Raw genomic sequence first — 12,539 nt, 5'->3', positions numbered from 1 at the left:
GACAGTCCGGGTGTGGAGGGGAAGCAAGAGTCGGAGAAGATCGGACTGCCGAGAACGAAGTATGTCGGGGTGCCCTGAGTGGCACCTGACGGTCCGCACGCAAAGGTAACGGACCGTTCCGCACCTTCCTTACTTGGGCAGCAGGACCTTGTCGACGACGTGGATCACGCCGTTGGACTGGTACACGTCAGCGATGGTCACATCGGCCGAGCCGCCCTTCTCGTCGGTGATCTTCACGGTGTTGCCGCTGCGCGTGGCCTTGAGGCTGCCGCCGGCCACGGTCTTCAGCATGGCCTGGCCCTTGCCGTCATCGATCATCTTCACGAGTGCCGCCGAGTCGACCTTGCCGGGCACGACGTGGTATGTCAGGATGGTCGTGAGCTGGCCCTTGTTCTCGGGCTTGAGCAGCGTGTCGACGGTGCCGGCGGGCAGGGCGGCAAAGGCCGCGTTGGTGGGCGCGAAGACGGTGAAGGGGCCCGGGCCCTTGAGCGTGTCGACCAGGCCGGCGGCCTTGACGGCGGCCACGAGCGTTGTGTGGTCCTTGGAGTTGACGGCGTTGTCGATGATGTCCTTGGTGGCGTACATGGGCGCGCCGCCCACCGTCACCTGCGCCGACGCGCCGATGGCGGCACCACCGAGCGCAAAGGCGGTCAGGGTGGCGGCGAGGATGCGGGTGGTCTTCTTCGAGAAAGTCATGCGAGGCTCCTTGGGAATGTTGTGCCGCCGGATATGCGGCAGGCTCTTCAGATACGGGCCTGTGCAGAGTCTGGATGGCATCGGCCCGCGGGGTGTCGGGGAATGCATCCGGCGTGCGTTCTTTTGCGTAGGAGGGCGGCTCCTTGGCGCAGGCTCGTGGGGGCTGAGCTGAGCTGAGCTGAGCTGAGCTGAGCTGAGCTGAGCTGAGCTGAGCTGAGCTGAGCTGAGCTGAGCTGAGCTGAGCTGAGCTGAGCTGAGGCGTTGGCTTGCGCTTGCGTCGGTGGGTGGGGCACGACGGCCGCGCCGCTAACCGGCGGAGGACGCCGGCATGCGTGCTCCCGGTGCACGCTCGCGCTGACCGGCTTGCCTCACCAGACGGGTGCTCGCTCTCCATCGACGCGCCTGCCGCACTGCACGGCGCCGCGAATGGCACCTCCGCACGCACACCGGCATCCTCCACCTCGACGTTGGGCGTGAACAGCCGGATCGGGTCGGGTGCCTTGGTACTTGCGCAGCGTCGCGCTGGACGGCCCGAGGACCAGGAACCTTGACTCCCCTCTCCCCTCGCGGGAGAGGGGCCGGGGGAGAGGGGGTGCCTCACCACGAGCTTGCCGGTCGTTGACGCCGTCGCCCCCTCTCCCCAACCCTCTCCCGCGAGGGGAGAGGGAGTCCATGCAGACGCGGCGTCACCACCTGCGGGTTCGCGCGCAGCGTCGAGGCAGAGGGTGCCGGTGTGCGTGCGGAGGTGCCATTCGCGGCGCCGTGCAGTGCGCAAGGCGCGTCGGTGGAGAGCGAGCACCCGTCTGGTGAGGCAAGCCGGTCAGCGCGAGCGTGCACCGGGAGCGCGCATGCCGGTGCCCTCTGCCGGTTAGTGGCGCAGCGGCCGCACGGCCAGCACTCGAAACTGCGCGGGCGGTCACTCGGAATTGCGCAGTCGTCGGGTGGTCGTACGGGCACCACTCGGAGTTGCACGGACATCGAGCGGCCGCACGAGCACCACCCAACGCCCCCTCAGGCTTCGCGCAGCAAAAACCCGCTCGAAGCAAACCCGCTCAAAGGCGTGCGACGAACCCGCTCACAGCGTCTTCTCGATCAGCGCGCCATGGAACAGCACCGGCCCCGTCGGCCCGCGGTCGCCCGGCACACCGCCCTTGGGCTCCAGGCTGATGGCCAGGGCCGGCGCCTGCTGCAGCATCTGCGGACTGGCCACGAGCCGCATGCCCGCCGGCGAGTCGATCACGCCCAGCGACTGCGGCGTGCGCCCCGGCGGCAAGGCCCACAGCTGCAGCGAGCGGTCGGGCGCCACGTTGAAGTCGCCCACCCGCTGCAACGTGAGCTGACGGTGCTTCGCATCGAAGGTGACCAGCATCGATGCGGCCGAACGGTCGTCGTTCAGCACCGCCACGTACTTCACCTGCTGCGCCTCGCGCGCCTGCTGCCAGAACTGCAGGCCGATCGCCCCGGCCAGCACCGTGGCCGCCAGGCCAGCGGCCGAGGCGCCGCGCCATATCGCCAGACTGCCCCACCAGCCCGTCGTCGTTCGCGCTGGCGACGTGGGTGCCGGCGGCGCCGCCTTCTGCTGGGCCAGGCGGGCCTCCTGCAGGTCGGCGTCCACCAGGTTGCGGATGCGTGTCCACACCGCGGCCGGAGGGTTCACCGCAGGCGCGAGTTCGACGAAGCCCGTCAGCCGCTCGCGCCAGAGCAGGGCACTGGCGCGCACGGCGGGCTGTTCGCGCGCGATGGCCTCGAAGCGCCGGCGGGCGCCGCCGCGCAGGGTGCCCAGGGCATGGGCGGCCGACAGCAGGGCCAGCAGGCGGGCATTGGCGGCGATGTTCATGCGAGTCTCCTCGGGCCGGTGGCGGCGGAAGGACGGGGCCGCGTCATGCCGCCTGCTCCATGCAGCCGCGCAGCTTGTCCAGCCCGCGCCGGATCCAGGTCTTGATGGTGCCCAGCGGCTGCGCCAGGCGCGTGGCCAGCTCGCTGTGGCTCAGGTCGCGCAGGTAGGCCAGCGACAGCGCCTCGCGCTGCGCGTTGGGCAGCTGCTGCAGGCACTGGTGCAGCAGCCAGGCCTGCTCGCTGGCATCGGCCAGCTCCTGCGGGCCGGGCTCGGACGCGGGCAGGGTGTCGGCCAGCGTCTCGCTGAACTCCTGCGTCACGTCGGCGCCCTGGCTGGTCTGGCGGCGCAGCAGGTCGAGGGCGCGGCTGCGCACGATCAGCGACATCCAGGCCATCGGCGGACTCAGCGTCGCGCGGTAGTCGGGCGCCGACCGCCAGATGGTGAGGAAGGCCTCCTGCAGCACGTCTTCGGCCCATTCGTGCTGCCGCACCACGCGCATCGCGAGGCCGAAGAGCCGGGACGAAGTGCGTTCGTACAGCGCCTGGAGGGCGGAGGCGTCGCGGCGGGCGACACGATCGAGCAGACCCAGCAGCTCGTCGTCGGGCGTCGTGGCGGAAGGCATCGGGACATTGTGCGGGAGCGGCGGCCATCTGGTGGGTACGCGCGTTCCCGGTCGCCGGATGCGCGCGGTCGGCGGCGATGAATTCACAAGTCCTTCAACTTTCGCCGGGTATGCATCCGGTCCATGACCGGGGCCGTAAGTCGAACGGGGCAGGCAGCAAGGACAGGTCGCGGAGGGCGACCGCCGACTGCCGCCCCGTCAACCTCAAACCCGTTGTTGCCCATCGAAAGGAGCATTCCATGCGCATGACCGCCCCCCTGGCCACCGTGGCCGCCGCTGTCCTGTTGTCCGCCTGTGCCACCGCGCCCATGCCGGCCCCGTACTCGCAGGCCGGCCTGCCCGCCCCCGTCCAGGTGCCCGCCGGCCAGCGCGTCGCGCTCGAGACCGTGGGCGCCGGCACCATCACCTACGAATGCCGCGCCAAGGCCGACATGGCGGGCCAGTACGAGTGGTTCTTCGTCGGCCCCGATGCGCGCCTGATGGACCGCAGCGGCAAGGCCATCGGCCGCTACTACGGCCCGCCGGCCACCTGGGAGAGCATGGACGGCTCCAAGGTCACGGCCACCCAGGTCGCGGTCGCACCGGGCGGTACCGGCAACATCCCGCTGCAGCTGGTCAAGGCCAACCCGGCCATGGGCATGGGCGCCATGCAGGGCGTGAGCTACATCCAGCGCGTGGCCACCAAGGGCGGCGTCGCCCCCATGCTGCCCTGCGGCCAGGCCAGCCTGGGCCAGAAGCAGGTCGTCAACTACCAGGCGGACTACATCTTCTACAGGCCGGCGATGTAAGGCGGCAGGGTCTTGCTCCCTCTCCCCGCGCGGGAGAGGACCGGGGGAGAGGGGGTCGCCGCACTCCAAAGGTGCAACGGGTGCCGGCGGCGGCCGCCCCTCTTCCCAACCCCTTTTCCGCGAGGGGAGAGGGGCCAAGACGGGGCGTGGGTGGGACCAAGCCCGTCGCTCGCGAAGGACGTGGGCATCCGTCCGACAAGGCACCGCGGCTTTGCCGTCCGGGCGCCGCCAGGCCGGCGGGGTACAACATACGTTGCCCATCAAGCCCGCCGGCCCCATGTCCCAACTCCCTGCTCCGTCGTCCCGATTCGGTCCCCTGGATGTGCATCTGCTGCGCGAGGGAAGCCATGCCCGCCTGTATGAACGGCTGGGTGCGCATCCCGACGACGATGGCACCTTCCACTTCGCCGTCTGGGCCCCCAATGCCAGCCGCGTCGCGGTGATCGGCGACTGGAACGGCTGGAACGACGAGGCCGACGCCCTGCAGCCCCGGCCCGATGGCAGCGGCGTGTGGGAGGGCGAGGGCATCCCGGCGCAGCCCGGGCAGGCCTACAAGTACCGCATCTGGGGCCCGGATGGCCGCTACGTGGGCGAGAAGGCCGACCCCTTCGCCTTCAGCGCCGAACTGCCGCCCGCCACTGGGTCGCGCATCTGGGCCGGCACGCACGAATGGGGCGACTCGGCATGGATGGCCAGCCGCGCCGCGCGCAACGCCCTCGATGCCCCCATGAGCACCTACGAGCTGCACATGGGCTCCTGGCGCCGCCGCGACGGGCAATTCATGGGTTACCGCGAACTGGCCCACGCCCTGGCCGAATACATCGGCTGGATGGGCTTCACGCATGTGGAGCTGATGCCGGTCACGGAGCATCCCTTCTATGGCTCCTGGGGCTACCAGACCACGGGCTACTTCGCGCCGACGTCGCGCTACGGCTCGCCGGAAGACTTCATGTACTTCGTCGACCACTTGCACCAGCAGGGCATCGGCGTCATCCTGGACTGGGTGCCCTCGCACTTTCCCACCGACGCGCACGGCCTGGCCGAGTTCGACGGCACGCACCTGTACGAGCATGCGGATGCGCGGCAGGGCTTCCATCCCGAATGGAACTCGGCCATCTTCAACTACGGCCGCAACGAGGTGCGGGCCTTCCTGATCTCGTCGGCGCTGTTCTGGCTCGACCGCTTCCACATCGACGGCATCCGCGTCGATGCCGTGGCCTCGATGCTCTACCTGGACTACGCGCGCCAGCCCGGCGAGTGGGTGCCCAACGTGCACGGCGGCCGCGAGAACCTGGAGGCCGTCTCCTTCCTGCAGGACCTCAACCGCGCCGTCTACCGCGAGCATCCCGACACCTTCACGGTGGCCGAGGAATCGACCGCCTGGCCGCGCGTGTCCCGCCCCATCGAGATGGGCGGCCTGGGCTTCGGCATGAAGTGGAACATGGGCTGGATGCACGACACGCTCGACTATGTGCATGACGATCCGGTCTACCGCCGCTACCACCACCACCGGCTGACCTTCTCGCTGGTCTATGCCTTCACTGAGAACTTCGTGCTGCCGCTCTCGCACGACGAAGTGGTCTACGGCAAGGGCTCGCTGATCGGCAAGATGCCCGGCGACGAATGGCAGCAGTTCGCCAACCTGCGCGCGCTGTTCGGCTACATGTGGGCCCATCCGGGCAAGAAGCTGCTCTTCATGGGCGGCGAGTTCGGCCAGCGCCGCGAATGGACGCACGAAGGCGAGCTGGAATGGTGGGTCAGCGACCAGTGGGGCCACCGCGGCCTGCAGCAGTTCGTGCGCCAGCTCAACCGGCTGCTGCGCGAGGAGCCGGCGCTGCACCAGATCGACTTCGACGCGGCCGGCTTCCAGTGGCTGGAGGCCGACGATGCCGAGCGCAGCCTCTACATCTTCCTGCGCAAGCCCAAGGACGGCGGCGCACCCGTGCTGGTGGTGTGCAACATGACGCCGGTGCCGCGCCCGGGCCTGCGTGTGGGCGTTCCCGTGGCCGGCACCTGGACCGAGCTGCTCAACAGCGACGCACAGGAATTCGACGGCAGCGGCTGGGGCAACCTGGGCGGCGTCGACACCGTGCCGGTGCCGGCGCATCGCCAGGCGCAGTCGCTGGTGTTGGCGGTGCCGCCGCTGTCCACGCTCTACCTGCGCGCACCGCTTTCGCCCGACACCGAATCCGAGAAAGGTCTCCTCCGATGAGCGCTCCGGCCTCCCTGCTCAGTGCCCAGCCGCTGGTGCGCCCCATCGGCCTGGCCGATGGCCGGCAGCGTGCCGTCATCGATGCCGTGCTGCCCTGCGTGGACAACGGCCGCTTCGCCGCCAAGTGCGTGGCCGGCGAGCCCTTCGCGGTCGAGGCCCACTGCTTCGCCGAGGGCCACGACATGCTGCGCGTCATGCTGCACTGGCAGCGCGAGGGCGAGGCCACCTGGACCGAGGTGGAGATGGCGCTGAAGTGGAACGACGAATGGCATGCCCAGTTCGTGCCGCCGGTGCCCGGGCGCTACCGCTACACCGTCGAGGCCTGGGTGGACGCCTTCGAATCCTGGCACCACGAGCTGGAGCGTCGCGTGGATGCGGCCGACATCCGGATCGCCGCCCGTGTGGGCGCGGCCGAGATCCTGGCCGCCGCCGGCCGGGCGCGCGACGCCGGCCAGGCGCAGGACGCGACCCGCCTGCAGGGCTGGGCCATCGCGCTGGAGGCCCGCGCCGCCGATGCCGGCGAGGACGCCGCCCTGCTCAAGGCCCAGGCGCTGGACGAGGGCCTGTCGGCCATCGTGCGCCGCTATCCCGACCGGCGGCATGCCACGGCGCTCAAGCCCGGCTTTCCGCTGGTGGTCGACCGGCCACTGGCGCGCTACTCGACCTGGTACGAACTCTTTCCGCGCTCCGCCTCGCCCGAGCCGGGCCGGCACGGCACCTTCGCCGATGTGCAGGCCCTGCTGCCGGGCATCGCGAAGATGGGCTTCGACGTGCTGTACTTCCCGCCCATCCATCCGGTGGGCCGGATGCAGCGCAAGGGCCGCAACAACGCGCTGGTGACGGAAGAGGGCGACGTCGGCAGCCCCTGGGCCATCGGCGCGGAGGAGGGCGGGCACGACGCGATCCTGCCCGCGCTGGGCACGCACGAGGACTTCCGCGCGCTGGTCAAGGCCGCGCGTGGGCATGGCCTGGAGATCGCGCTGGACATCGCCTTCCAGTGCGCGCCCGACCATCCCTGGGTCAAGGAACATCCGGCCTGGTTCAAGTGGCGGCCCGACGGCACCGTGCAGTACGCCGAGAACCCGCCCAAGAAGTACCAGGACATCTATCCCTTCAACTTCGAGAGCGAGGACTGGGAAGGCATGTGGCTCGCCCTCAAGGGCGTGCTCGACCACTGGATCGCCCAAGGCGTGACCGTGTTCCGTGTCGACAACCCCCACACCAAGGCCTTCCCTTTCTGGGAATGGGCCATCGGCGAGGTCAAGCGCAGCCATCCGCAGGTCATCTTCCTGGCCGAGGCCTTCACCCGGCCCAAGGTGATGCACCGGCTGGCCAAGCTGGGGTTCTCGCAGTCGTACACCTACTTCACCTGGCGCAACACCAAGGAAGAGCTGGTGGCGTACTTCACCGAGCTGTCCAGCCGGCCCGGGCTGGACTACTTCCGCCCCAACGTGTGGCCCAACACGCCCGACATCCTGCATGCGCAGCTGCAGACGGGCTCCGACGCCATGTTCCGCCTGCGGCTGGTGCTGGCCGCCATGCTCAGCGCCAGCTACGGCATCTATGGCCCGGCCTATGAGCTCAAGGAGCACCTGCCGCGGCACGAGGGCAGCGAGGAATACCTCGACTCCGAGAAATACCAGCTGCGCCACTGGGACCGCGGCCGCGCCGACAGCCTGGCGCCCTACATCGCGCACCTCAACGCCATCCGCCGCGCCCATCCGGCACTGCAACGCAACGAGGGCCTCGTCTTCCTGCCCATCGACAACGACCAGCTCATCGCCTGGGTCAAGCAGTCGCCCGACGGGCAGGACGTGATCGTCACCGTGGTCAACCTCGACCCGCACCATGCCCAGTGGGGCTGGCTGCAGTTCGACCCAGCGGCGATGGGCTTCAGCGTGGAACCCGGCCAGTCCTTCCAGATGCACGACCTGCTCGGCGGCGAGCGCTTCATGTGCCAGGGGGCGCGCCACTTCATCCGGCTCGACCCGGCCGTCAGCGTGGCCCATGTCATGCATCTGCTGCGCAAGACGCGCAGCGAGCGCGACTTCGACTACTACCAATAACAGCAACAAGTCACTTCTGAGGAGGCGCGCCGCATGACGCAGACCGCACCCCGCCTGGCCCTGGAGAACGTCGAGATCGACAGCTCCGAGGATCCCACCTGGTACCGCGACGCGGTCATCTACCAGCTCAACGTCAAGGCCTTCAACGACACCAACGGGGACGGCATCGGCGACTTCAAGGGCGTGACCGAACGCCTGGACTATGTGAAGGAGCTCGGCGTCAACACCATCTGGCTGATGCCCTTCTACCCCTCGCCGCTGCGCGACGACGGCTACGACATCAGCGAGTACTGCGCGGTCAACCCGCAGTTCGGCACGCTGGAGGACTTCAAGGAGATGCTGGACGCGGCCCATGCCCGTGGCCTACGCGTGATCACCGAACTGGTGATCAACCACACCTCCAGCGACCATCCCTGGTTCCAGCGGGCGCGCCAGGCCCCGGCCGGCTCGCCCGAGCGCAACTTCTATGTCTGGAGCGACACCGACCAGATCTACCAGGGCACGCGGATCATCTTCACCGACACGGAGACCAGCAACTGGGCCTGGGATCCGGTGGCCAAGCAGTACTACTGGCACCGCTTCTTCAGCCACCAGCCCGACCTCAACTTCGACAACCCCGACGTGCTGGAGGCGGTGTTCGGCATCATGCGCTTCTGGCTGGACATGGGCGTGGACGGCTTCCGCCTGGACGCCATTCCGTACCTGATCGAGCGCGACGGCACCAGCAACGAGAATCTGCCCGAGACGCACGACGTCATCAAGAAGCTGCGCGCCGCCATCGACGCCAACTACACCAACCGCTTCCTGCTGGCCGAGGCCAACATGTGGCCCGAGGACGTGCGCGAGTACTTCGGCACCGGTGACGAGTGCCACATGTGCTATCACTTCCCGCTGATGCCGCGCATGTACATGGCCATCGCGCAGGAAGACCGCGACCCCATCGTCGAGATCCTGCAGCAGACGCCGGACATCCCTGAGGGCTGCCAGTGGGCGATCTTTTTGCGCAACCACGACGAGTTGACGCTGGAGATGGTCACCAACCGCGAACGCGACTACATGTACAGCACGTACGCGGCGGACAAGCAGGCGCGCATCAACCTCGGCATCCGCCGCCGGCTGGCGCCGCTGATGGGCAACGACAAGGACCGCATCAAGCTCATGAACGGCATGCTGCTGTCCATGCCCGGCTCGCCCATCATCTACTACGGCGACGAGATCGGCATGGGCGACAACGTGTTCGTCGGCGACCGCAACGGCGTGCGCACGCCGATGCAGTGGAGCAATGAGCGCAATGCCGGTTTCTCGCGCGCCGACCCGCAGCGGCTGTACCTGCAGCCCATCATGGACCCGATCTACGGCTACGAGGCCGTCAACGTCGAGTCGCAGCTGCGCGACCAGAGCTCGCTGCTGCACTGGACGCGCCGCATGCTGGCCGTGCGCAAGACCAGCCGCGCCTTCGGCCGCGGCCGCAAGACCTTCCTCAAGCCCGGTAACCGCAAGGTGCTGGCCTACCTGAGCGAGTACGAGGGCGAGGTCATCCTCACCGTCTTCAACCTCTCGCGCGCCGCCCAGCCGGTGGAGTTGGACCTGGGCGCCTTCAAGGGCCGCGTGCCGGTGGAGATGCTGGGCCGCACCACCTTCCCGCCCATCGGCGAGCTGCCGTACATGCTGACGATGCCATCGTACGGCTTCTTCTGGTTCCGCCTGGCCACCGACGTGGACGTGCCCAGCTGGCACCAGGAAGGCCTGCAGCTGCGCGACCGGCCGGTGCTGGTGCTCTTCGACGGCTGGTCCAGCCTGTTCCGCGAGCGCGTCATGCCCTGGCGCATCGGCATGGCCGACCGGCTGCGCGAGCAGTTCGAGGTCGACGTCATGCCGCGCCACCTGGAGGTGCAGCGCTGGTATGCCGCCAAGGGCGAGCCGATCCAGCGCGTGGGCATCGCCGACCATGCGGCCTGGGACCGCGGCGAGCGCGCCTATGTGCTGCCGCTGCTGGACGTGCAGGCGGGCAGCGGCAGCGGCCGCTACTTCATGCCGCTGGGCATCGCCTGGGAAGACCTGGACGAAGAGACCATCAAGCAGTACGCGCCCGCCGTGGTCGCCAAGGTGCGCCAGCAGGCCCAGGTGGGCGTGATGGGCGACGCCATGTTCGACCCCGCCTTCGCCCATGCGGTGGCGGTGGCCATGGCGCAGGGGCTGGTGCTGCCGGCCACCGGCGGCGAGATCCGCTTCACCGGCAGCCGCGACCTGGCCGGCGTGGACGCCGCGGCCATCGAGGCCCTGGCCGTGAGCCGGCCCAGCGTGGCCAGCAGCAACACCGCCCTCACCTTCGGCGACCAGCTCTTTTTCAAGTGCTACCGCCGCGTGCAGCCCGGCATCAACCCCGAGCTGGAGATCGGCCGCTTCCTCACGGAGACGGTGCGCTTTGCCAACTGCGTGCCGGTGGCCGGTGCCATCGAATACCACGGCAACGACGGCACCGTCATGACCCTGGGCCTGCTGCAGGCCTTCGTGCCCAACCAGGGCGATGCCTGGGAGTACACGCTGGCCTACCTGGAGCGTGCCCTGGCCGAGCACCAGGCCGCCCCCGAGGCGGCGCAGGTGGACCACGGCGCCTTCCTCACGCTGATGCGCCTGCTGGGCCAGCGCACGGCCGAGATGCACCTGGCCTTCGCGTCGGCGCCGGCGGACGACCCGGCCTTCGCGCCCGAGCCGCTCACGTCGGAAGACCGCGAGGCCCTGCGCCTGCGCGCCCACGACGATGCGCGCGCCACGATGAGCCTGCTGGCCGAGCGCCTGCCCACGCTGGGCGAGGGCGCGCAGGGTGACGCCCGGCAGCTCATCGAGCGACAGGCGCAGCTGCTGGAGCGCATCGCCGCCTTCGATGGCGTGGGCACCGGCGGCATCAAGACGCGCCTGCATGGCGACTACCACCTGGGCCAGGTGCTGGTCTCGCGCAACGACTTCATCCTCATCGACTTCGAGGGCGAGCCCGCGCGCAGCATCGACGAGCGCCGCGCCAAGGGCCCGGCCCTGCGCGACGTGGCCGGCATGCTGCGCTCCTTCAACTACGCGCGCTGGTCGGCCCTCAAGCGGGTGGCGCAGAACGTGGACGAGCTGGCCCGCCTGAACGCCGTGGCCGCCGACTGGGAGGCCGCCGTGCGCGCCGCCTACCTGGGCGGCTACCGCGACACGCTGGCCCATGCCGGCGCCGCGGCACCGGACGAGGCGCTGATGTCGCTCTTCGAGATCGACAAGGCCCTGTACGAGCTGCGCTACGAACTCAACAACCGCATCGACTGGGCCCAGGTGCCGCTGCAGGGGCTGCTGGCCCTGGCACGCGCGCCGGGGGTGTCCGAGGCATCACGAGGAGGTGAGCATCCATGAACGACTTCAGCATGCAGCTGTTGCCCCTGCGGGCCTTCCTGTACCAGATCGCGGCCTTCCTGCCGCGGCTGCTGTTCGCGGCGCTGGTGCTGGTGGGCGGCTGGCTCGTCGCCAAGGTGGTGCGCTTTGCGGTCACCAAGGCGCTGCGGGCCGTCAACTTCCCGGTGCTGACCGAAAGGGCGGGGCTGGACGGCTTTCTGCGCCAGGGCGGGGTGCGGGTGGACACCACGGGGCTCGTGGGCCTGCTGGCCTACTGGGCCGTCATCCTGGCAGCGCTGATCATCGCCTTCAACGGCCTGGGGCTGACCTACATCACCGATCTGCTGGGCCGGGTGATCTGGTTCGTGCCCAACGTGTTCGTCGCGCTGCTGGTGCTGGCCTTCGGCGCCTACTTCGCCCGTTTCGTGGGCGATGCCGTGCGCACCTACGGCCGCAACGTGGGCATGCCCGACGCGACCTTCTTCTCGCGCATCGCGCAGTACGCCATCCTGGTGTTCGTCATCCTGATCGCGCTGGACCACCTGCGCATCGGCGGCGACATCGTGCGCGAGAGCTTCCTGGTGATCCTGGCCGGCTTCGTCTTTGCGCTGGCGCTGGCCTTCGGGCTGGCCGGCAAGGACTGGGCGTCGCGCCACATCCAGCAATGGCTGCCGCCGGAGACCGAGGGCGTGCCCCGCACGGGCGGCACCGCGGGGCCTGCCGTGGCCTCGCCAGCGTCCGCGGCGGCCCAGGCGGCTGCGGCCGACGCCGCAGCGCCCAGCACGGTGCTCGACCCGCTGCCCGAGGTGCCGGCCACGGCCACGCCGCCCGCGCCTCAGGTCGATGGCGAGACGCTGCCGCGCCCGGCCTCGGCCCGCGGCGCGGACGATCCGCTGATCCCGCGCCGCCCGGTCGATCCGCCGCCCCCTCTTTGACATGGAAAGCTGAAAGC

At 69.5% G+C, this 12,539-nt stretch carries 8 protein-coding genes; 5 read left to right on the top strand and 3 right to left on the bottom strand.

The genetic code is table 11. The features are described from left to right. Positions 1–129: 129 nt before the first annotated feature. The 3 genes from L0984_RS28645 to L0984_RS28635 form a co-directional block, all read right to left on the bottom strand. Complete coding sequence (locus L0984_RS28645; protein WP_234197819.1) at positions 130–696, bottom strand: fasciclin domain-containing protein; 567 nt, start codon at positions 694–696, stop codon at positions 130–132. Between the two features lie 1,075 nt (positions 697–1,771). Then, entirely contained in the window at positions 1,772–2,533 is a 762-nt protein-coding gene (locus L0984_RS28640) for an anti-sigma factor (protein ID WP_234197818.1), read from the bottom strand. A 43-nt stretch (positions 2,534–2,576) separates the two neighbouring features. Beyond that, complete coding sequence (locus L0984_RS28635) at positions 2,577–3,155, bottom strand: RNA polymerase sigma factor (protein WP_234197817.1); 579 nt, start codon at positions 3,153–3,155, stop codon at positions 2,577–2,579. Between the two features lie 239 nt (positions 3,156–3,394). Here L0984_RS28635 and L0984_RS28630 point away from each other — a divergent pair, with 239 nt between their 5' ends. From L0984_RS28630 to L0984_RS28610, 5 genes are all read left to right on the top strand, one after another. Then, positions 3,395–3,943, top strand: a complete 549-nt coding sequence (locus tag L0984_RS28630) for a DUF3455 domain-containing protein (RefSeq protein ID WP_234197816.1) — start codon at positions 3,395–3,397, stop codon at positions 3,941–3,943. 277 nt (positions 3,944–4,220) lie between these two features. Then, entirely contained in the window at positions 4,221–6,155 is a 1,935-nt protein-coding gene (gene glgB, locus L0984_RS28625; protein ID WP_234197815.1) for a 1,4-alpha-glucan branching protein GlgB, read from the top strand. Further along, positions 6,152–8,221, top strand: coding sequence for an alpha-1,4-glucan--maltose-1-phosphate maltosyltransferase (locus tag L0984_RS28620; protein WP_234197814.1), 2,070 nt, complete (start codon positions 6,152–6,154; stop codon positions 8,219–8,221). The genes glgB and L0984_RS28620 overlap by 4 nt, the downstream gene beginning before the upstream one ends. 33 nt (positions 8,222–8,254) lie before the next feature. Further along, positions 8,255–11,608 carry a maltose alpha-D-glucosyltransferase gene (treS, locus tag L0984_RS28615; RefSeq protein ID WP_234197813.1) on the top strand — a complete coding sequence of 1,118 codons (3,354 nt, stop codon included), beginning with the start codon at positions 8,255–8,257 and terminating at the stop codon, positions 11,606–11,608. Next, positions 11,605–12,522, top strand: coding sequence for a mechanosensitive ion channel family protein (locus L0984_RS28610; protein WP_370646227.1), 918 nt, complete (start codon positions 11,605–11,607; stop codon positions 12,520–12,522). The genes treS and L0984_RS28610 overlap by 4 nt, the downstream gene beginning before the upstream one ends. Positions 12,523–12,539 lie beyond the last annotated feature (17 nt).

It is taken from the genome of Pseudacidovorax sp. NFM-22 (genome assembly GCF_021401245.1).
GTDB lineage: Bacteria > Pseudomonadota > Gammaproteobacteria > Burkholderiales > Burkholderiaceae_C > Xenophilus.
The sequence above is the reverse complement of the archived record's forward strand: the minus strand, read 5'-3'. Positions and strand labels throughout refer to the sequence as shown.